This is a genomic window from Actinacidiphila sp. bgisy144 (genome assembly GCF_057708105.1).
The window spans coordinates 177229-198678 of the sequence record NZ_JBYIRM010000013.1 but is presented as its reverse complement, the minus strand read 5'-3'; the positions used below and the strand labels follow the sequence as shown (position 1 = coordinate 198678).

17 protein-coding genes are annotated in these 21450 nt (G+C 75.8%); 3 read left to right on the top strand and 14 right to left on the bottom strand.

What is annotated here, in order from left to right; genetic code table 11:
- Positions 1–7: 7 nt before the first annotated feature.
- The 10 genes from AC3EVP_RS17650 to rimP all read right to left on the bottom strand — a co-directional run bounded on the left by AC3EVP_RS17650 (position 8) and on the right by rimP (position 15075).
- A complete protein-coding gene (locus tag AC3EVP_RS17650) occupies positions 8–937 on the bottom strand; it encodes a hypothetical protein (protein ID WP_435130912.1) in 930 nt (309 codons plus the stop codon).
- Positions 934–3399, bottom strand: a complete 2466-nt coding sequence (locus tag AC3EVP_RS17645) for a PEP/pyruvate-binding domain-containing protein (protein WP_435130910.1) — start codon at positions 3397–3399, stop codon at positions 934–936. Before AC3EVP_RS17645 ends, AC3EVP_RS17650 begins: the two co-directional genes overlap by 4 nt.
- Before the next feature lie 261 nt (positions 3400–3660).
- The gene (locus tag AC3EVP_RS17640; protein ID WP_435130908.1) at positions 3661–7698 is read right to left on the bottom strand and encodes a serine protease; all 4038 of its coding nucleotides are present in this window, start codon (positions 7696–7698) and stop codon (positions 3661–3663) included.
- A gap of 296 nt (positions 7699–7994) precedes the next feature.
- Positions 7995–8891, bottom strand: coding sequence for a tRNA pseudouridine(55) synthase TruB (gene truB / locus AC3EVP_RS17635; RefSeq protein WP_435130906.1), 897 nt, complete (start codon positions 8889–8891; stop codon positions 7995–7997).
- Entirely contained in the window at positions 8888–9427 is a 540-nt protein-coding gene (gene rbfA / locus AC3EVP_RS17630; RefSeq protein ID WP_435130903.1) for a 30S ribosome-binding factor RbfA, read from the bottom strand. The genes truB and rbfA overlap by 4 nt, the downstream gene beginning before the upstream one ends.
- 44 nt (positions 9428–9471) lie before the next feature.
- Complete coding sequence (locus AC3EVP_RS17625; RefSeq protein ID WP_335981463.1) at positions 9472–9765, bottom strand: DUF503 domain-containing protein; 294 nt, start codon at positions 9763–9765, stop codon at positions 9472–9474.
- Positions 9766–9874: 109 nt separating this feature from the next.
- Positions 9875–12958 (bottom strand): translation initiation factor IF-2, encoded by a 3084-nt coding sequence (gene infB, locus AC3EVP_RS17620; RefSeq protein WP_435130901.1) that lies wholly within the window; start codon positions 12956–12958, stop codon positions 9875–9877.
- A 173-nt stretch (positions 12959–13131) separates the two neighbouring features.
- Complete coding sequence (locus AC3EVP_RS17615) at positions 13132–13410, bottom strand: YlxR family protein (protein WP_335981467.1); 279 nt, start codon at positions 13408–13410, stop codon at positions 13132–13134.
- 97 nt (positions 13411–13507) lie between these two features.
- Positions 13508–14491 carry a transcription termination factor NusA gene (gene nusA / locus AC3EVP_RS17610; RefSeq protein WP_335981468.1) on the bottom strand — a complete coding sequence of 328 codons (984 nt, stop codon included), beginning with the start codon at positions 14489–14491 and terminating at the stop codon, positions 13508–13510.
- 2 nt (positions 14492–14493) lie between these two features.
- A complete protein-coding gene (gene rimP / locus AC3EVP_RS17605; RefSeq protein ID WP_435130899.1) occupies positions 14494–15075 on the bottom strand; it encodes a ribosome maturation factor RimP in 582 nt (193 codons plus the stop codon).
- Positions 15076–15212: 137 nt separating this feature from the next.
- Here rimP and AC3EVP_RS17600 point away from each other — a divergent pair, with 137 nt between their 5' ends.
- Genes AC3EVP_RS17600 through AC3EVP_RS17590 form a run of 3 tightly spaced genes read left to right on the top strand, consistent with a single transcriptional unit; the run spans position 15213 to position 17211 of the window.
- Positions 15213–15740, top strand: coding sequence for a hypothetical protein (locus tag AC3EVP_RS17600; protein ID WP_435130896.1), 528 nt, complete (start codon positions 15213–15215; stop codon positions 15738–15740).
- Between the two features lie 7 nt (positions 15741–15747).
- On the top strand, positions 15748–16173 hold the full coding sequence (locus AC3EVP_RS17595; RefSeq protein ID WP_335981474.1) for a ferritin-like domain-containing protein: 426 nt from the start codon (positions 15748–15750) through the stop codon (positions 16171–16173).
- A gap of 42 nt (positions 16174–16215) precedes the next feature.
- Positions 16216–17211: an aminoglycoside phosphotransferase family protein gene (locus AC3EVP_RS17590; protein ID WP_435130893.1), complete on the top strand. Its 996-nt coding sequence runs from the start codon at positions 16216–16218 to the stop codon at positions 17209–17211.
- Positions 17212–17226: 15 nt separating this feature from the next.
- Here AC3EVP_RS17590 and proS read toward each other — a convergent pair whose 3' ends face one another.
- From proS to ispG, 4 genes are all read right to left on the bottom strand, one after another.
- Positions 17227–18480, bottom strand: coding sequence for a proline--tRNA ligase (gene proS / locus AC3EVP_RS17585; RefSeq protein WP_435130891.1), 1254 nt, complete (start codon positions 18478–18480; stop codon positions 17227–17229).
- 80 nt (positions 18481–18560) lie between these two features.
- Entirely contained in the window at positions 18561–19103 is a 543-nt protein-coding gene (locus AC3EVP_RS17580; protein ID WP_335981478.1) for a GNAT family N-acetyltransferase, read from the bottom strand.
- A gap of 170 nt (positions 19104–19273) precedes the next feature.
- A complete protein-coding gene (locus AC3EVP_RS17575) occupies positions 19274–20119 on the bottom strand; it encodes a GNAT family N-acetyltransferase (protein ID WP_435130964.1) in 846 nt (281 codons plus the stop codon).
- 133 nt (positions 20120–20252) lie between these two features.
- Positions 20253–21407 carry a flavodoxin-dependent (E)-4-hydroxy-3-methylbut-2-enyl-diphosphate synthase gene (gene ispG, locus AC3EVP_RS17570; RefSeq protein ID WP_335981482.1) on the bottom strand — a complete coding sequence of 385 codons (1155 nt, stop codon included), beginning with the start codon at positions 21405–21407 and terminating at the stop codon, positions 20253–20255.
- Between the last annotated feature and the right edge of the window lie 43 nt (positions 21408–21450).

The following is a 21450-nucleotide window of genomic DNA, read 5'->3' as shown; positions in this document are numbered from 1 at the left end:
GCCGCGGTCAGTGCGGAGGCGCGGCCTGGCCGTCGCCGAGGACCTTCGCCGACACGCGGTTGGCGGAGGCGTCGGTGAGGCAGCCGCGCAGCCGCAGTACGTCATGGGGGCTCAGCGCGGGCCGGATCACGCCCGCGTACACGCCGTCGGACAGCACGCCGAGACTGGCGTCCGGGCTCGGCGCGGAGGTGGAGCGGCGGCAACCCTCCCACAGGTCGCGGGCTGCCAGTTCACGGGCGGGCGCGTCGGCCCGGCCGTGCACCTTGACCTGGAAGACGACCGTGGTGGCCGCGGCGTTCGGCCGCGCCTCCTCCCGGGTCTCGGTGGCGTCGGCGAGCGCGTACACGCCCCACACCAGCAGGGCGACCGCGGCCACCGCCCCGGCCACCGACAGCAGTACCCGCAGCCGCCGGGCCGGCGGCACCGCGGGCCGGTCCTCCAACTGCGGTACGGCGCCGTGCACTCCGCCCGGCGGCGCGGCCAGCGGCGCCAGCCGTCCGGCGAGGCGGCGCTCGGCGCCCGGCCGGGCGGTGGCGGCCGCGATCCGCTGGATCACCCACGCCACGCCGGACAGCGCGGCCCCGGTCACCATCAGGATCGGCACGAAGACGAAGGTGCGCGAGGCGCCCTCGCCGGGGTCGGCGCCGTCCCCGCGGCCGTCGCCGAGCCAGCGGAAGGGGTGGGTGGCGGACTGTTCGCGGGCGTGCTCCAGCCGGCGCCGGATCTCCTCGGCGCGGGCGTCGGAGTCGTTGAGCCGGCGCTCCAGCCGCCCCATCCGGCCGAGCAGGATCGCGAGGACGAGGAAGCCCTCGACGGCGAGCAGCAGCACCCCGCAGAGCACCGCGCGCTGCCACTCCCAGCGGTACAGGTAGACGACGAGGTAGACCGCGGCGGCGAGGGTGGACAGGCCGCCGAACAGGTAGCTGACGTACTTCATGCCGCGGCCCCCTTGCCCTGCGCGGCGCCCCCGGCGTCCGGCGGCGGTACGGGCGCGGCGGCGGGTACGCCCGTCGCCGCCGACGACGGGTCAGCGGGCCCGTCAGCCGCGGCAACGGAATCACCTCCCGTGCCGAGCCCCTTGCCGCCGTCCGGCGGCGGATCGCCGCCGGGGAAGGCGTCCTCGCCCGGACCGCCGGGGTTCCGAGGACCGGGCACGGTGCGGACCGGCCCAGCGGGACTCCCAGGACCGGTGGCGCCAACCCGCCCGCCGGGGCTGCCGGGTGCGGGTGAGGTCTCGGGCTCCTGGCCGGGGGCAGGACGTCCGCCGGGGGCCGGCTCGCCGGAGTGCCCGACCGCGCCGGTCACGCCGGTCACGCCGTCCACTGTCAGCGCCGTGCCCGGGACGTAGCGCTCGACGGCGCGGGGGACGCCCACCGCGGTCGGCACGCCGTACTCGCGGGCCAGCACCGCCAGGTGGGACAGCACGCTGCCGGTCTCCGCGACGAGCCCGGCCAGACCGGGCAGCAGCGGGGCGAGCGCCGGGTCGAGGGTGCGGACGACCAGCACCGGGTGGGGCGGGCGCGGCTCGCTGCCGTGCCACGCGGTGCCTGTGCCGCGGCCGCCGCCCGCGCCCTGGCCGGTCTCCGCGCCCCGCGTCCCGCGGCCGGTGCGCACCGCCTGCGGCCGGCCGTCGGCGGCGAGCCGGAACGCCGCCGGGAGCGGGGCGGCCGCGGGGCGCGGCAGCCGCTCGGCGAGGTCGGCGGGCCGGGGGCCGCCGTCGGCCACCGCCATGAGTTCGCGCCAGCGCAGCTGGGCGATCCGGCCCCGTTCGGCGGCCGGGCCGTGCGTGTCGATCCGCCCGCCGATCTCCCGCACCATCGCGGCCTGCATCTCCTGCACCCACCGGATGCGCAGCCGCAGCCCCTCGCGGACGGACAGGAACCCGACGCCGCGCGGCACCCCGTTCCATCCCACGCGCTCCGGCAGGTCGGGGTGCTCGCCGAGCGACGGCGGCAGCAGGGCCAGCAACACCGGCTGGCGGCGGAGCAGTTCGCGGTCGGGACGGCCGCCCGCCCGGCCCTCGGCGAGCACCGCCAGGGCCTCGCCCGCGGCGGTGCTCCCGGGGTCGGCGTCCAGCAGGGCGCCGGCCAGGGACTCCTGCGCGTGCAGCGACGCGAGCACCGTACGCCCCCAGGCGACCGCGGTCAGCAGCTCGCCGCTGAGCATGTGGCGGGGCGCGGCGAAGTTGTGCAGTTGCCGGTCGACGTCGGCCATCAGGTCCCGGGCGAGCAGCGGCAGCGCCGTCCGCAGCCGGCCGACCCGCCACGCGGCGGCGGCACGGCGGGCGCCGGGCGCGGGGTTGACGAAGTCGAGCACCGGGTGCGCGGCGGGCACCGCCCCGAGCAGCCGCAGGTCGGCGGCGGCCCGGCCGTCCACCGCGGTGGCCACCGGAAGTCTGCGCAGCTTGCGGCGGGGCGCGGCCCCGGCGATGTCCAGGGCGAGGGCCAGCCCCTGGTTCATCGGGGCCAGCCACAGGTCCTCCTCCAGGGGTTGGAGGACGCCCGGGAGTGTCTCGGCGACCGGCCCGGGGCCCAGCAGCCGCGCGCCGCGGGGCGAGCGGGACGCCATCGCGGTGATCGGCCGGGTCTGGAAGAGCCAGAGCCGGCCGGCCGGGTCGAAGCCGAACTCGACGTCCTGCGGGCCGCCGTGGACCGACTCGGTGCGGCGGGCCAGCCGGACGAGTTGGGCCAGTTTCCGGCGGTCGAGCGGTCCGGTGCCGTGCGGCTGGGCCGGTTCGGTGTGCAGCAGCCGCCCACGGCGGGTGAGTTGGTAGCGCACGCCTTGGGTGCTGCCGTCCACGAGCCGGTCGGGGCCGCCGGCGACCGCGCTGACCAGGATGTGGTCGTAGCGGCCCTCGACGGGGTCGGCGCCGAACATCACGCCGCCCGCGGCCGCTTGGAGCATCGGCTGCACCAGCACGGCCATCCCGTACAGCGGGTGGCCGGCCTCCGCCCCGTCCGCCGGTGCCACCCGCAGCGCGGAGTCGAGCACCTGGCGGACCGCCCGGGTGAAGGCGTCCCAGCCGCGTACGTCGAGCACCGAGTCGAAGCGGCCGGCCATCGAGGAGTCCTCGGTGTCCTCATGGGCGGAGGAGGAGCGCACCACCAGCGCGGCCGGTTCACGGGCCTCTTGCGGTGCGGGTCCCGCTGTGCCGCCCGCCAGCTGTTCCCACGCCGCGCGCACCGCGCCGGCCCCGGCGGGTGCGTCCGGCGCCCGGTCGGCGGCGACCAGGACGAAGCCCGGCAGCACCGGCAGGCCCGCGGCGGCGGCCCGCGCGAGGTTCGCCGCTTTCGCCCCGGCCACGGACGGGTCGGCGGCCGCCGCGGTGTCCAGCGGCGCCACCGCCATGGCCACGGCTGTCGTGTCGAACCCCTCGATCCCCTCGATCCCTTGGGCCATTGCCTGCTCCTTCCGGCGGTCGCCGTCCCTCGGGGCGCTCCGCGGCGGCGGCCGCGGAGCGCGCGACCGCCTCCGACCACCCTCAGCGTCAAGGACAACGCCTCTTCACCTACGAGACTTTCCGCCGTCGCCGCCGAGTTGCCTCGCGGTGGGGGCCGACCGATCCGTTCCGGCCACGGCCCGATGAACAGAGGAACCGACGGACCGACGAACCGACCGGTCGGCGGGCCGATGTGACCGGCCGTCGGCCCGCCGGATCTTTCAGGAGGCCACGAGCAGGTCGTGGCGGGCGCTGGGGCCCAGCAAGGTGTCCCAGGTGACGTCAGTGAGCCACGTACGCAGCAGGTGGGCGAACGGGGGGTACTCCGCGGCGAGCGCGACGACGGTGCGGTCGAAGCGGACGGCGCCCTCGGGGGTGCGGGTGAGCAGCATCGCCAGGCGGTGCACGAGGTCGCGGGTGAGCAGCGGGTGCTGGGTGGGCGCGGCGCGGGCCGCGGCGGCCAGGAGCGCGGCGAGCACGTCCGGATCGCGCTCGGTCTCCAGGGCGGCGTCCAGCAGTTCGTGGCGCAGCGGCTGCGAGAGGTGGGTGCCGGGTGTGGCGAAGACCGGCAGCAGGACCGCCCGGACGGGCGCGGGGTGCTCGCGCAGCAGCTCGGCGGTGACGCTGAGCAGCAACGGACGGGCGCCCGGGCCGTGTTCGAGCCGCAGGTCGAGGTAGCGGGCGACGTCCGGGGCGGCCTCCGGGTGCTGCCGCAGGTGGTCCTGGACGAGGACGGCGGCCCGGCGGGCGAGCACCGGCTCCCGTACGGCGGCCAGCGCGGCGAGCACCTCGGCCGCGCGCGCCGCCGCGCGGCCCTCGACCGCACCGGCCGGCCCGAGCACGCCCGCCGGCCCGAGCACGCCCGCCGGCCGCGCGCCGCCGATCGCCGCTTTCGCGCCGGTCTCGCCGTCCACCGCCCGCAACCGGGTCCGGAAGGCGTCGAGCACCATCTCCGGGTGGGTGTCCATCGCCTCCACCAGGGCGTCGGGCGAAAGCCCCGGGTCGCCCGCGGCGAAGCCGCGCAGCGCGGCCGGCAGGTAGCGCACCCGGGTCGGGAGGTCGCGGACCAGCACCCCCAGCGCCGCGCCGTGCAGGCCGGTCTCGTCGGCCCGGGCGAGCAGGGCGAGCGCGGCGTAGCGCAGCAGTTCGCGGTCGGCGGGGCCGCGGGCGAAGCGGGCGACCCGGGCGCCGTAGGTGGCGGCGGCGACCCGGCGGGCGGGGCGCGGGTCGTGCGCCCAGCGGTCGACGGCCCGGCAGATCGCGCCCGGGTGGTCCTCGGCGAGTGCGGCGAGCACCGCGTCGGCGCCCGGGTGCCCTGCGTCGACCAGCGCCTCGGTGAGCGCGTCGGGCGCGCGGCGGCTGTGGGTGTGCAGCAGGGCCTGCGCGGCCGAGGCGACGGTCAGCCGCCCGCCGACGGTGAACGGGTGCGCCGCTTGGAGCGGGCGGTCGTCGTCGAACCAGCCGCACACCACGGGCAGCGCCGCCCCGCCCTGCTCGCGCAGCAGCTGCGCCGCGACCCCCAGGAACCGGTCCTGCCGCGGATGCTGGCCGGGCGGCCCGTCGGCCGGCAGCAGCACCCGCAGCAGCTCGAGCCGGTCCGGCACCGCCAGCGGCACCGCCCGCCAGAACCACGGCCCGAACCCGCCCAGCGCGCCCAGGTGTTCGGGGACGAAGCCGCCGACCGCGATCGCGCGCACGACGATCCGCCCGGCCAGCGCGCGCAGCACGGGCAGCAGCGGCCCGGCGTCCTCGACCCGCAGCAGCGCCTCCCGCAGCAGGTGCGCGGCCCACCACTGGGCCTCGGCCCGGCGCCGCGCCGCCCCGGGCGCCGCCCCGGCCGGCCGGGGCGGCGCCGTCCAAGGGCCGGCCGCCCGGACCCGCCCGTTCGGCACGGTGTCCGCGTCCAGGTCCGCGCCCTCGGGCTCCCACCGGACGGGCGGGCGCTCCTGGCGCGCCCGGGGCCACGACGGCCCGGGGGGGCCGGTCCGCCCGTCGTCCAACACCTCGACCAGCGCCCCGAGATGCTCCGCCAGAGCCTCGGGCGGCGCCAGCAGCAGGGCGCCGACCACCGGCCCGGCCCGGTGCCGCGGCACCGGCAGCGAACGGGGGCGCCCGGACGGGCCGACCGCCGGTGCGGGCGGCACCGGCGGCGCCCCGGGCGTCAGCCCCGGGCCGCCGGTCCCGCCGAACCGGCCCGCGGTGCGCGCCGGCAGCCGGACCGGCGCGTCACCGGGCACCAGGGGCGGTACGGAGTGGCCCGCGGCGGGCGACCAGCGGTGCACCAGGGCGTTCAGCGCGGTCGGCAGGTCGAGGTGGAGGGACTGGACCCAGTCGCCGAACTCCTCGTGGGCGAAGCGGTAGCCCGCGCCGGCCGGCACGAGCAGGCCCTCGGCGAGGACCGCCGACGCCCAGCCCGTACGCCACGGGAACAGCTCCTCGAACGCCTCCCGGTCCAGTTCGCCCTGGCCCGGGCCCAGGCAGCGCCGGGCCGCCTCATGGGTCTGCCCGGCCACCCGGGCGGCGAGCCGGCGCAGCCCCCGGCCGCGGACCGGCGGCGCGTCCGGTGCCGCGGCGCCCAGCCGCACCGCGATCCGCAGGCACGCCGCGTCCAGGTGGGCCGCGAAGACCTCCGCGCGGCTGGGCGGCGGGCCGGGCGCCACCCGCGGGCCGATCTCGGCCCGCACCTGGGACAGCAGCCGCAGCGCCAGCACGTGCCCGGCGTCCTTCGCGCGCAGCGCGCCCTCGGGCAGGCCGTGCCGCGCGCGGGCCTCGGCGGCCTCCGCCCCGGCGAGGTCCCCCACCCGCACGCACGGCGGCAACGGCCGTACGGGGACGCCGGGTTCGCCCTGCCCGTCCCCCGCGCCCGCGCCCGCCCTCGGCTCGTGGACCAGCTCGGCGGGGAGCAGCGCGCCGGCCTGCTCCCAGAACTCCGGGCGGCACGCCACGACCAGCCGGGCCCGGCTGGTGCGCAGCCACCCGGCGGTCGCGGCGATCCACCCGGCCAGTTCGTGGGCGAGGACAGGCGGCATCTCCTCGGGCGCGTCGAGCAGCACGACCAGCGGGCGGCCGGCGGCGCGAGCGAGGGCCGCGACCTCCTCGGCGGGGTCGGCCGCGCCGTACGCGAGCGGTGCGGGCAGCGGCCGCCCAGGGGTGTGGCTGTCCGGGCCGACCACCCGGGCGGCGGCCCGCAGCGCGCGCTCCACGGCGTCCTTGACGCTGCCGTCGCCCGGCCGCAGTTCCGCGCCGCGCACCCACACCGTGGGCGCCGGGTCGGCGGCCTCGCGGCGGCGGGCGGCCAGGGCGGCGAGTTCGGTGCTGCGGCCGGTGCCTGGCTCGCCGACCAGGCCCGCGGCGAGCGGCGCGGCCTCGCCGCGGCGGCTGAGGAAGTGGTCGAGCGCGGCGGCGATCCCGGGTCTGGGCACCGCCTCCCGGCACGGTTCGCCGGCGCCCGCGGCGGCATCGACGCTCGCGTCGGCCAGCCGGAGGGCCCCGGCGAGGTTGAGGTGCGCGCCGTACGCCGGGACGGTCGCGGCGGCCCGGACGATCAGCTCGGCCAGCGGCGCGGGCGCCGCCCCGGAGTGCAGCGGCACCGCGAAGCCGCCGGCGCGGTGCCCGGAGTGCAGTGCGGTGACCACCACCGCGAGCACCGCGCCGGTCGCCGCGTCGACCACCGGGGTGCCGGACGCCTGCGGGCCGGCCGCCGCCAGGTCGGCGCCGTCGAGCGCCAGTTCATGGACGCCCTCCAGCAGGTGGAAGCGGTCGGTGGCGGTGTACGTGACCGAGGTGGTGCCCAGCACGGTCGCCGCGGCGGGCTGCGGCAGCCGCAGGACGGCCCGCCGGTCGCGGTGCCCGGCGCCGGAGCCTGGGGGCGCGATCGGCAGGGGGCGCACGTCGAGCCCCTCGGTCGCCACCAGCGCGAGCCCGCACCCCGGCAGCGGGGTGACCGCCTCGGCCTCGACCAGGCACACCTGGTCGCCGGGGGCGTGCAGCACCAGCCGCGCCAGCCCGTCGACCGCCTCGTGACTGGTGATCAAGGTCCCCTCGCGGTCGGCGAGGAAGCCGGTGCCGCGCGGGCGTCCGGCCAGGTCGCAGACCCGGATGAGCGCACCCGCGCCCCCCGAGCCGCCGCCGGCCCCGCTCCCGGTGCCGCCGGGCGCGCCGTCCCGTACGCCGTCGCGTGCGCCGGTCCGTCCGCCGGCCTGCTCGCCGATGTGCCCGCCCCGTCCCCGGGTCCTGCCGCCGCCGCGCACCACTGTCATGGCCTGCACTCCCCCACTCCACCCGCCCCCCACGCCCCGTTTCGTCCCGCTATCGACGGTAGGTGGCGGACGGTCCGGCGCCAAGATCGCCTGGGGAACGCGCCCCCTCCACGACCCGCCCTTCACTCCGAGCGCCCCGCCATCCGGGTGATTTCGGCGGCCCGAATGGATAGGGACAGCTCGGGGGGCGGAGGGGGTCGTGGGGCGGGACCGCCAAGGGGACAGGCAGTCCCGCCGTACGGCGAGGCGTTCGCCGTACGGCGGGCAGGGGTCCGGCCGTAGAAGCGGGCGGGCGGCTACTGGCCGAAGCCCGCCACGATCTTCGCACGGCCCTGGTGCTCCTCGACCAGCGCCAGGAAGCGGCCGTCGGGCCCGAACACCGCGTGGGTGCCGGCGCCGAGCGCGGGCGTGCCGATCCGGACCCCGTTGCCGAGCAGCCGCGCCTGGTCGGCGTCGACGTCCCAGCGGGGGAAGGCAGCCGCCGCGGCCCGCTCGATCGGCAGCACCTCGAAGGACTCCTCCAACTGCTCCAGGGTGCGCGCGACGGTGAGGTCGTACGGCCCGACGCGGGTGCGGCGCAGCGCCGTGAGGTGGCCGCCGACCCCGAGCCCCGCGCCGAGGTCGCGGGCGAGCGCGCGGATGTACGTGCCGGAGGAGCAGGTCACGGTGACGTCGAGGTCCAGCAGGCCGGGCGCGCCCTCGGGCACCCGCACCTCGCCGACCGTGAACGCGCTGACCGTCACCGGCCGGGCGGCGAGTTCGAACTCCTCGCCCTCGCGGACCCGGGTGTAGGACCGCACCCCGTTGACCTTGATGGCGCTGACCTTGGAGGGCACCTGGAGGATCGGCCCGGTGAGCGCGGCGACCCCGGCGTCCACGGCGGCCCGGGTGACCGCGGCGGCGGACGTCTCCGCGGTGACCTCGCCCTCGGCGTCGTCGGTGACGGTGGACTGGCCGAGCCGGATGGTGGCCGCGTACTCCTTCTCGGTGAGTGCGAGGTGCCCGAGCAGCCGGGTGGCGCGCTCCACCCCGATCACCAGCACCCCGGTGGCCATGGGGTCGAGGGTGCCGGCGTGGCCGACCCGCCGGGTGCCGGCCAGCCGGCGCATTCGGGCCACCACGCCGTGCGAGGTGAGCCCGCCGGGCTTGTCGACGACGACCAAGCCCGAGGGGCCTTCCTTCCTGGGACTCATGCCTGGCCGCGACCGTCCTCGTCATCGGCCGCGCCGGCCGCTGCCTGCTCGCCGGTCTCCTCGGCGCCGGTCTCCTCGGCGGCGTCCGTTTCTTCGGCGTCCTCGGCGTCCTCGTCGTCGGCCGGCTTGCGGTACGGGTCGGCGTCGCCGGCGTACTGCGCGTCGGTGGCGGTCTTGCGCACCTGCTCGTCGGCCGCGCGGGCCTTGGCGAGCAGGTCGTCGATGGTGCGGGCGTTGTCGGGCAGCGCGTCGGCGACGAACGCCAGGGTCGGGGTGAACCGCACCCCGGTCTGCCGGCCGACCTCGGAGCGCAGCACACCCTTCGCGCTCTCCAGGGCGGCGGCGGACGCGGCGCGCTCCTCGTCGTCCCCGTAGACCGTGTAGAAGACCGTCGCCTCCCGCAGGTCACCGGTGACCCGGGTGTCGGTGATCGTCACGTATCCCAGCCGCGGGTCCTTGATCCGCCGCTGGAGGGTCTCGGCGACCACGACGCGGATGCGGTCCGCGAGCTTTCGCGCCCGCGCGGTGTCGGTCATCGTGTTCTTCTCTCTTCACTCGGTTCGTTCGGTCCGTCGTCCGGTCACTCGTCGTCGCCGTGGATGCGCTGCCGGGCGGAGAGCAGATCCACCTCCGGCCGGGCGGCCATCCAGCGCTCGCACCGGTCGAGGACGTCCCTGACGTGTCCGAGGTCGCCGGAGACCGTCGCGATCCCTATCTCCGCCCTGCGGTACAGGTCCTGGTCACCGGTCTCGGCCACGCTCACCGCGAACCTGCGGTGCAGTTCGGCGACGATCGGGCGGACCACGGACCTCTTCTCCTTCAGCGACCGTACGTCACCGAGCAGCAGGTCGAAACGCACTGTGCCTACGTACATGACCATGAACGGTACAGGCGACGGCCGGGGCCGATCGACGGCTTTTTCTGCCGTCGACCGGCCCCGGACCGGTGGTGCCGCCCGCCGCGGTCGGCAGCGGGCCGTGGGATCAGCCGCGCGGCTTCTCCCGCATCTCGTAGGTGGCGATGACGTCGTCGACCTTGATGTCGTTGTAGTTGCCGAGGTTGATACCGCCCTCGTAACCCTCACGGATCTCGGTGACATCGTCCTTGAAGCGGCGCAGGCCCTCGATGTTGAGGTTCTCCGCCATGACCTTGCCGTCGCGCAGCAGGCGGGCCTTGGTGTTGCGCCGGACCTCGCCGGAGCGCACCAGCACACCGGCGATGTTGCCGAGCTTGGAGGAGCGGAAGATCTCGCGGATCTCGGCGGTGCCGAGCTCCACCTCCTCGTACTCGGGCTTCAGCATGCCCTTGAGCGCCGCCTCGATCTCCTCGATGGCCTGGTAGATCACCGAGTAGTAGCGGACGTCGACGCCTTCGCGCTCGGCCATCTGGGTGGCACGCCCGGCGGCGCGCACGTTGAAGCCGATGACGATGGCGTCGGAGCCGGTCGCCAGGTTGATGTCGGACTCGGTGACCGCACCCACGCCGCGGTGCAGCACGCGGATGTCGACCTCCTCGCCGACGTCGAGCTGGAGCAGTGCCGATTCCAGCGCCTCGACCGAACCGGACGCGTCGCCCTTGATGATGAGGTTGAGTTCCTGCACCTCACCGGCCTTGAGCGCCTCGTCCAGGTTCTCCAGCGAGAACCTGCGGCCCTTGCGGGCGAACGCCGCGTTCCGCTCGCGGGCGGCACGCTTCTCGGCGATCTGCCGGGCGGTGCGGTCCTCGTCGACGACGAGGAAGTTGTCGCCCGCGCCGGGCACGTTGGTCAGACCGAGCACCAGCACCGGAGTCGACGGGGTCGCCTCCTCCACGCTGGCGCCGCTGTCGTCGAGCAGCGCCCGGACCCGGCCGTACGCGTCGCCGACCACCATGGTGTCGCCGACCCGCAGGGTGCCGCGCTGGACCAGGACGGTCGCCACGGCGCCGCGGCCGCGGTCGAGGTGCGCCTCGATCGCGATGCCCTGCGCGTCCTGGTCCGGGTTGGCCCGCAGGTCGAGCGAGGCGTCCGCGGTCAGGACCACGGCCTCCAGCAGGCTGTCGATGTGCAGGCCCTGCTTGGCGGAGATGTCGACGAACATCGTGTCGCCGCCGTACTCCTCGGCGACCAGGCCGAACTCGGTGAGCTGGCCGCGCACCTTCGTCGGGTCGGCGCCCTCGACGTCGATCTTGTTGACCGCGACCACGATCGGCACGTCGGCGGCCTTGGCGTGGTTGAGCGCCTCGATCGTCTGCGGCATCACACCGTCGTTCGCCGCGACCACGAGGATCGCGATGTCGGTGGACTTCGCACCGCGGGCACGCATGGCGGTGAACGCCTCGTGACCGGGGGTGTCGATGAAGGTGATGGCGCGCTCTTCGCCGTTGACCTCGGTGGCGACCTGGTAGGCACCGATGTGCTGGGTGATGCCGCCGGCCTCGCCCGCGACCACGTTGGTCTTGCGGATCGCGTCGAGCAGGCGGGTCTTGCCGTGGTCGACGTGACCCATGACGGTCACCACCGGCGGGCGGGAGACCAGGGCCTCTTCGCCGCCCTCGTCCTCGCCGAACTCGATGGAGAAGGACTCGAGCAGCTCGCGGTCCTCCTCCTCCGGGCTGACGATCTCCAGCACGTAGTTCATCTCGCCGGCGAGCAGCTCCAGGGTGGAGTCGGACACCGACTGGGTGGCGGTCACCATCTCGCCGAGGTTCAGCATCACCTGGACGAGCGACGCCGGGTTGGCGTTGATCTTCTCGGCGAAGTCGGTGAGCGAGGCACCGCGCGACAGGCGCACGGTCTGGCCGTTGCCGCGGGGCAGCAGCACGCCGCCCACGGACGGGGCCTGCATGGCCTCGTACTCCTGGCGCCGCTGGCGCTTGCTCTTGCGACCGCGCGCCGGACGGCCACCGGGGCCGCGACCGAAGGCACCCTGCGTTCCGCCACGGCCGCCCGGGCCGCCCGGACGCCCGCCGAAGCCGCCGGGGCGCGGACCGAAGCCGCCACCCGGGGCGCCGCCACCGGGACGGGGGCCGCCGAAGCCGCCACCGCCACCACCGGGACGACCGCCGCCGCCGGGACCGGCCGGACGGCCGGCGAAGCCGCCGCCACCACCGGGACGACCGCCGCCGCCACCGGGACGGCCACCGGGACCGCCCGGACGGCCGCCGGGACCGCCGGGACGCCCACCGGTGGAGGGCGCGGGGCGCTGCGGCATCATGCCCGGGTTCGGGCGCGGGCCCGAGGACTGCGGGCGGGGCATGCCGCCCGGGGTCGGACGGGCGCCGCCGGGGCCGCCCTGGCCGCCGCCGGGACGCGGGGCGCCACCGGGGCGCGGAGCGCCGCCGCCGGGACCCGCGGGACGCGGGGCACCGCCCTGGCCGCCGCCGGGACGCGCCGCGCCACCGGGGCGCGGCATGCCGGTGGAGCCGGACGTGAACGGGTTGTTGCCGGGACGCGGGCCGGCCGGACGCGGCGCGGCCGGACGGGCGCCCTGGCCGGGCGCGGGGCGGTTGCCGCCGGGGCGGCCGCCGTCACGCTGGCCACCGTCGCGCTGGCCGCCGTCGCGCTGACCGCCGGCCGGGGCCGGACGGGACGGGCGCGGGCCGGGGGCCGGCGCGCCGGGGCGCTGGCCTGCGGCCGGGGGCGCCGACGGGGGTGCCTGGAACTCCGCGGCGGGCACGGGTGCGGCCGGCGCGGGCTTGGGCCCGGGGGTCGGCCGGGGGCCGGGGCGCGGGCCGGACGGCGCGGCGCCGCCGCTCGGGGCGGCCGGAGCCGCCGGGCCGCCGGCCGGCTTGGGCGCCGGGGCAGCAGGACGGGCCGACGCGCCCGGGGTGGGGCCTGCCGGCTTGGGCCCCGGACGGCCTGCCGCCGGGGAGGGCGCCGCCTTGCGCGGCGCGGACGGCTTCGCAGCGGACTTGCCGGCGCCGCCGCCGGGTCCCTGGAAAGCGTCAGTCAGTTTGCGGACAACCGGCGCCTCGATCGTCGAGGACGCCGAACGGACGAATTCGCCGAGTTCCTGGAGCTTGGCCATGACGACCTTGCTCTCGACTCCCATCTCCTTGGCGAGTTCGTATACCCGGACCTTAGCCACTTCGCTCCTTTTAGGTCCGGGGTGATCGTCCGCCGGACCGTCGCTACTTCATGGGCGTACTCATCGCGTACTCATCGAGTGCTCATCGCAATCTCGACCTACTTCCATCTCGCGAGGTACCTGACCGCACGGTGTGCCCGTGCCGTTCCTGTTCTTACGGGGTGTTGCCGGTGTTACGGGGCTGCCTGCTCGACGTACCGGCGCAACTCCGCGGTGTCCGGCGCGACCGGCCCTCTGAAGGCCCGGGCGAACGCCCGACGGCGGACCGCCAGGTCGAGACAGGCAAGGGCGGGATGCAGATACGCACCCCGACCGGGCAGCGTACCGCGAAGATCGGGAACGCACGCGCCCCCGCTCGCCGCCACACGCAGCAGATCGCTCTTGGCCGCCCGTTGACGGCAGCCGATGCAGGTTCGCTCCGGGCATGCTGGCGTCAGCGTCCGACCAGACACCTCTAAGTCTACCTCCCCGCGCCAACCTCACTCCTTCGAGTGGGCGAACGTACGGTTGTTCGTCCGGAACCCACAGTTTCGCCGCTCGGCGAAGGCGTCAGTCCTGCTGCTCGGTGTCCGGCCGGATGTCGATCCGCCAGCCGGTCAGCCGCGCGGCCAGCCGCGCGTTCTGGCCTTCCTTGCCGATCGCCAGCGACAGCTGGTAGTCCGGCACGGTCACCCGGGCGGAGCGGGCGGCGGCGTCCACCACCTCGACGTGGGAGACCCGGGCCGGGGACAGCGCGTTGGCGACCATCTCCGCGGGGTCGTCGGACCAGTCCACGATGTCGATCTTCTCGCCGTGCAGTTCGGCCATCACCGCCCGCACCCGCGCGCCCATCGGGCCGATGCAGGCGCCCTTGGCGTTCAGCCCGGACCGGGCGGAGCGCACCGCGATCTTCGTACGGTGCCCGGCCTCGCGGGCGATCGCCTCGATCAGCACCGAGTTGTCGGCGATCTCGGGCACCTCCAGGGCGAAGAGCTTCTTCACCAGGTTCGGGTGGGTGCGCGAGAGGGTGACGGACGGGCCGCGGGTGCCCTTGGCGACCCGCACCACATAGGCGCGCAGCCGGGTGCCGTGACCGTAGTCCTCGCCGGGGACCTGCTCCTGCACCGGCAGGATGGCCTCCAGCTTGCCGATGTCGACCAGGACGTTCTTGGGGTCCTTGCCCTGCTGGACGACGCCGGTGACGATGTCGCCCTCCCGGCCGGCGTACTCCCCGAAGGTGACGTCGTCCTCGGCGTCGCGCAGCCGCTGGAGGATCACCTGCTTGGCGGTGGACGCGGCGATCCGGCCGAAACCGGTGGGCGTGTCGTCGAACTCGCGCGGCTCGGCGCCCTCCCCCGCCTCCTCCTGGTCCTCGGTCGCCCACACGGTGATCTGCCCGCTGTGGCGGTCCAGTTCGACCCGTGCGCGCCGGTGGCTGCCGGGCTCGCGGTGGTACGCGATGAGGAGTGCCGACTCGATCGCCTCGACCAGCAGGTCGAACGAGATCTGCCGTTCGGTCACCAAGCCCCGCAGGGCCTTCATGTCGATGTCCACGGCTACGCCTCCTCAGTGTTCTCGTCGTCAGTGTTGTCGCCGACGGTCTCGTCGCCGACGGTCTCGTCGCCGTCGTCCGCCTCGTCGTCGGCGCCGTCCTCGGCACCGCTCTTGCGGTTGAACTCGATCTCCACCCGGGCCCTGGCGATCTCGGCGAAGTCCGCCCGGGCCGGCTTGGGCTTGCGGCCCTTGACGCCGGGGACCTCCAGGTCCAGGCCCGCGTCGTCCACCGCCATGATCCGTGCGATCAGCTCGCCGCGCTCCTTGAGCTGGAGCTTGACCAGGCGGCCGGTGTTGCGGCGGAAGTGCCGCGGCTCGGTCAGCGGCCGGTCGGTGCCGGGCGAGGTGACCTCGAGGACGTACTCGGCCTCTCCCATGGCGTCGGACGCGTCGAGGGCCTGCGACATCGCGCGGCTCAGCTCGGCCACGGCGTCGAGCTGCACGCCGTCCTCCGCGTCCACGACGACCATCAGCTGGCGGCGCCGGCCGGCCACCGTCACCTTGACGTCCTCCAGCTCCAGTCCCGCCTCGCCGACCAGCGGCTCAAGCAGCGCGCGCAGCCTCTCGCTCTGGGTGGTGCTCATCCGGGTGACTCCTCGGCCGCGTCTGCTGTTGTCATGGAAGGTCGCGTGTTGAGCGGAACTTTACCCGAGTCCGCAGGGCCCGGACGCGGCGCGGGGCGGGCACCGGGATGACAGTGGCTGCGCCTACACTCCCTGTCATGATCCCGAAGCTGACCCGGCGTGGCGCCGTGGCCATGGCGACCGCCGGGGTGCTGGCGGGCTGCTCCGGCGGCCGCAGCGGCGCGGCCACCGCCTCGCGGGCGGACACCGCGCAGGCCGCGCTCCAGGCGCGGGAGGTCCGGGACAGCACAGCGCTGCTGGCGCGCTACGACGCGGTGATCGCGGCGCATCCGCAGCTGGCGGCGCGGCTGGCACCGCTGCGCGCGGACACCGCCGCGCACGTGCGGGTCTTCGACGGCCGGTCGGCGACCGCGCGCACATCCCCGTCGGCCCCTTCCTCGCAGGCCGCACCGCCCGCTTCGGTGCCCCCTTCCGCGACCGGCTCGGACGGCACCGGGTCCGCCGCCTCGTCGCTGGCGGCGCTCGCCACCGCCGAGCGGGAGCTCGCCGACCGCAGGGCCGGCACCCTGCTGAGCGCGCCGGGTGCCCTCGCCCGGCTGCTGGCCTCGGCGGCCGCGGCGAACGCCGCCCACGTCGCCCTGCTCGGCCGCCCGGCCGGAAAGTGAGCGCCCGGTGACCGCGACCACGATCGTCGACGCCGCGCAGGCCGCCCTCGCCGCCGAGCACGCCGCCGTCTACGGCTACAGCGTGGTCGGCGGGAAGGTGGCCGCCGATCGCAGGGCCGAGGCGCAGCAGGCGTACGACGCGCACCGGGCCCGCCGCGACGCCCTGGCCCGCACCGTGACGGACCTCGGCGCGGCGCCGGTGGCCGCGGCGGCCGGCTACGAACTGCCGTTCGCGGTGACCGGCCCCGCCGCGGCGCTGCGGCTGGCCGGCTACCTGGAGGACCGGGTCGCGGGCGCGTACGGCGACCTGGTGGCGGTCGCGATCGGCGGGATACGACAGGACGCGGCGGCCGCGCTGCGTGAGGCGGCGGTGCGCGGGGTGCGCTGGACCGGCGTCGGCGTAGCCTTCCCCGGGGTGGCCGAGCAGCGCTGACCGGCGGGCCGCACGCGCACACGACGGAGGGAACGCAACACGATGAGCGCAGCGGCGCAGGGCGGTGGGGCCGGGAACACGTCCGGGGACGGGTCCGGGAACGCGCGGGCCGCGGGCGTGGTCCTCGCACCTCCCGAGCGGCTCGTGCGCACCGTCTCCGCCTGGGCGGGCGAGCCCGGCCGGCGGTGGCTGGCCGCGCTGCCCGCGACGGTCGCCGGCTACCTCGACCGGTGGGGGCTCACCGCGGAGCGGGTCTTCGCCGCGGGCGGCCAGATCAGCATGATCGTGCTGGTCCGCACCGACGACGGCACGCCGGCCGTCCTGAAGGCGGGCATGGTCACCCAGGAGACCGCCCAGGAGCACGCCGCGCTCGCGCACTGGGGCGGGCGCAGCGCGGTGCGGCTGCTGCGGGCCGACCCGGAGCAGGGCGTGATGCTGCTGGAACGGCTGCACGCCGACGTGTCGCTGCGCTCGCTGGCCGAGCCGAAGGCGATGCTCGAAGCGGCCGGGGTGCTCCAGCGGCTGTGGGTGCCGCCCGCCGGCGGCCACCCCTTCACCACCGTCGAGGAGTACACCGGCGCGCTGGTGCCCCTGCTGCGGGCGCGCCGCGAGGAGCCGTACGCGCAGGACGTGCGGGCGCTGGTCGACGAGGCCCTCGCCGACCACGGCCGGCTCATCGCCACCGCGCCCGAGGCCGTCCTGCTGCACGGCGACTACCACCATGGCAACGTTCTCGCCGGGGACCGCATGCCCTGGCTGGCGATCGACCCCAAGCCGCTGGTCGGCGAGCGCGCCTACGACCTCGCCTGGCTCGTCCGCGACCGGCTCGACACCCTTGTCGCCCAGCCCGGCTCCCGCGCGGCCGCCCGCCGCCGCCTCGCCAAGCTCGCGGCCGCCGTCGACGTCGACCCTGAGCGCCTGCGCGGCTGGTCCCGCTTCCGCGCCGTCGAGGCCGGCGTGTGGAGCCTGTCCGTGGGCGACACCCACGACGGCGAACTCCTGCTGGAGTTCGCCACCTGGCTCGACCCGGCCGCCTGACGCCGACCGGACACGTCAGGCGTCCCTGAGCCGGGCGACCGCCTGGGCCAGCGGCAGTTCGGTGCGGGCGCCGGTGCGGCGGTCCCGCACTTCGAGCACGCCCTCGCCCGCGCGGCGCCCGGCCACGAGGACACGGGGCACCCCGATGAGTTCGGCATCGGTGAACTTCACCCCGGGCGCGACCGCCTCCCGGTCGTCGAGCACCACCCGCAGCCCCGCCGCCTCAACCGATCGCGCGGCGCGCTCGGCGAGTTCGGCGGCCGCCTCCTTCCCCGCGGCCACGATGTGCACATCCGCCGGCGCCACCTCGGCGGGCCAGCACAGCCCGTGGGCGTCGGCGGTCTGCTCGGCCAGCGCCGCGACCGCGCGGGAGACGCCGATGCCGTAGCAGCCCATGGTGACGCGGACCGGCCGCCCGTCGGGGCCGGGGACGTCGAGCCCGAAGGCGTCGCTGTACTTGCGGCCGAGTTGGAAGATGTGGCCGACCTCGATGGCACGGTCCAGCCGCAGTGCGGCGCCGCAGCGGGGGCAGGGCCCGTCGGCCGACGGCGGGTCCGCGGGGCGGGCGACCGCTTCGACGTTAGCGGCGAACCCGCATGCGGGGCAGTCGGCGAAGGTGTCCTCCCCGGCCTGCGCGGGCGCGAGGAACTCCTCGGACGTGGAGCCGCCCATCGCCCCCGACACCGCGGACACGATCCGGACGGTGAGGCCGAGCCGCCGGAAGATCCGGACGTACGCCTCCCGGTGCAGCCGGTACGCCTCGGCGAGCCCTTCGGGCGCGAGGTCGAAGGAGTAGGCGTCCTTCATCTGGAACTCGCGGCCGCGCAGCACCCCGGAGCGGGGGCGGGCCTCGTCGCGGTACTTGGTCTGGATCTGGTAGAGGATCACCGGCAGGTCCCGGTAGGAGGTGACCTGGTCCTTCACCAGCAGCGTGAAGGGCTCCTCGTGGGTGGGCCCGAGGACGTACGCGGCGCCCTTGCGGTCGGTGAGCGAGAAGAGCAGGTCGCCGTACTCGGCGGCGCGGCCGGTGGTGTCGTACGTCTGCCGGGGCAGCAGCGCCGGCAGCAGCACCTCCTGGCCGCCGATCGCGTCCATCTCCTCGCGGACGATCCGCGCCACGTTGTCCAGCACGCGCTTGCCCAGCGGCAGCCAGCTCCACACCCCTGCCGACGAGCGGCGTACGTACCCGGCCCGGACCAGCAGCCGGTGGCTGGCGGTCTCCGCGTCGGCCGGGTCGTCGCGCAGTGTCTTGAGCAGCAGCCTGGACATCCGCAGGACCATGGTGGGGCTCCGTGTCTCCTCGAAGGTCCGGGGAGGATATCGAGGCCGGGCACGGCGGGCGTAGCGGTTTATTCCGGGCGCGGTAGCGGGAGGGGGGCGCCCATGACGGCGTAGGGGCGGGGGGCGCTGGGGAAGTGGACGGGGCGGGCGAGGTCGCGGTAGCCGAGGGTGCGGTAGAGGTGGCGGGCGGGGCTCTCGACGTCGATCGCGGAGAGGATGCTGCGCGGCTCGGTGGCGGTGTCGGTGATCTCGGTGATCAGGCGGCGGCCGATGCCGCGGGCCTGGAAGTCGGGCAGCACATGCAGTTCGGTGATGACGAAGGAGTCGTCGAGCCAGCTGTCGTTGCCGCGCATCCGCAGGTAGGGCTGGACGACGCTGGACCACCAGTGCGAGCGGTCGTTGGGCATGCCGTAGACGAAGCCGACCATCCGGCCGTCGCGGGTGTGGTGCGCGGCCCAGGCCCGCGCCCCCGTACAGGCCAGGTGGCGCAGCACGATCTGGCGGCGGATCGCGACCTCCTCCGGGCCGAGCCCGAACGCCACCGCCTGCACGCCCAGCGCCTCGTCCACGTGTTCGGCCAGTTCACACGGGCGGACCACCACGTTCTCCATGACGCGCGACCTTATCGCCTCCCGCCCGCCGCGACCCTCCCGGTATGCCGAGCGAGCCAAAGGGCGCGCCGGTGTCGAAAGGGAGAGCGCGCGGAGTTTCCCGAGGAACGAGGGAATCGAGCACGGTCGACCGTCGACACCGGGTTAAAGCACCCGGAGGCGAGCGAGGCTCAGAAGAGGACCGACATCAGGGCGCCGACTTCGGTGAAGCCGACGCGGCGGTAGGCGGCGCGGGCGGGGGCGTTGAAGTCGTTGACGTAGAGGCTGGCGACGGGGGCGACGTCGCGCAGCGCGTAGTGCAGGACGGCGGCCATGCCGGTCTCGGACAGCCCGCGGCCGCGGTACTCCGGGGCGACCCAGACCCCCTGGATCTGGCAGGTGTGCCGGGTGACCGCGCCGAGTTCGGCCTTGAAGACCACCCGGCCGTCCTCGATCCGGGCGAACGCCCGCCCGGTGGAGACGAGTTCGGCGACCCGCGCCTGGTAGAGCAGCCCGCCGTCGCCGGCCAGCGGCGAGATCCCGACCTCCTCGGTGAACATCGCCACGCACGCGGGCATGAGCACGTCCATCTCGTCGCGCCGGACCCGGCGCACCAGCGGGTCGGGCGCCACGTCCTTGGGCAGCGCCCGGGTGGTCATCAGGGGCTGCCGGGCGCGGACCTCGCGGGCCGGCCCCCAGTGCGGCTCCAGCCGCGCCCACAGGTCGGCGGTGGCCTCGGCCGGGCCGACGATCGACGCGCAGCGGCGGCCGGCCCGGCGGGCGCGCTCGGCGAAGGCGCCGACCGCCTCGGGCGTGGCGCAGATCGGCACCAGGTTGGCGCCGGCGTAGCACAGGGAGGTGAGGCGGCCGCCGGAGTACCAGCCCCACATCTCGCCGCCCAGCCGCCACGGGTCGAGCCCGGCGATGCCGACGCGGGAGGTGACGAAGGCGTTGGCGACCGGGTCGCGGTCCAGGACGGCGAGGGCGGCGTCGAGGTCCTGGGGTTCCAGGACGCGCGTGGTCGGCTGGGTCAGCACGGGCACCCCTGACCGTACGGGCCGCGCTCCCCGGCCGGAGCGGGGATCGCCGGGCACCGTACTCGGCTGCGGTCGGGCGGGCCGGGTGTCGCGTGCGGCGCCGCGGACGCGGCACCCGGCCTGAGGCATGCGGTCAGGAGATGCTCACCTGCGGCTCGCCGGAAGCGACACCGGCCGCCTCCATCTGCTCGGCCAGCTTCATGGCCTCCTCGATCAGGGTCTCGACGATCTGCGACTCGGGCACGGTCTTGATGACCTCGCCCTTGACGAAGATCTGCCCCTTGCCGTTGCCGGAGGCGACGCCGAGGTCGGCCTCGCGGGCCTCACCGGGGCCGTTGACGACGCAGCCCATCACGGCGACCCGCAGCGGGACCTCCATGCCGTCGAGGCCCGCGGAGACCTGGTCGGCGAGCTTGTAGACGTCGACCTGGGCGCGGCCGCAGGACGGGCAGGAGACGATCTCCAGGCGGCGCTGACGCAGGTTCAGCGACTCCAGGATCTGGATGCCGACCTTGACCTCCTCGGCCGGGGGCGCCGACAGCGAGACGCGGATGGTGTCGCCGATGCCCTCCGACAGCAGGGCGCCGAAGGCGACCGCGGACTTGATGGTGCCCTGGAACGCCGGGCCGGCCTCGGTGACGCCGAGGTGGAGCGGGTAGTCGCACTTCTGCGCCAGCAGCCGGTAGGCGTTGACCATGACGACCGGGTCGTTGTGCTTCACCGAGATCTTGATGTCGCGGAAGTCGTGCTCCTCGAAGAGCGACGCCTCCCACAGCGCGGACTCGACCAGGGCCTCGGGGGTGGCCTTGCCGTACTTCTCCAGCAGCCGGCGGTCCAGCGAGCCGGCGTTGACGCCGATCCGGATCGGCACCCGGGCCGCGGCGGCGGCCTTGGCGATCTCCTTGACCTTGTCGTCGAACTGCTTGATGTTGCCGGGGTTGACCCGGACCGCCGCGCAGCCCGCGTCGATGGCCGCGAAGACGTACTTCGGCTGGAAGTGGATGTCGGCGATGACCGGGATCTGCGACTTCTTCGCGATGGTGGCCAGCGCGTCCGCGTCGTCCTGCGTGGGGCAGGCGACGCGGACGATCTGGCAGCCGGACGCGGTCAGCTCGGCGATCTGCTGGAGGGTGGCGCCGATGTCGGACGTGCGGGTGGTGGTCATCGACTGCACGGAGACCGGCGCGTCGCCGCCCACCGCGACACTTCCGACCTGGATCTGACGGCTTTTGCGGCGGTCGGCGAGTTTGGTCGGAACATCCGGCATACCGAGCGAAATCGCGGTCATTTGCGTGGCATCCCCAAGGTGTGGATCGAGGTCCCGGTGTGAT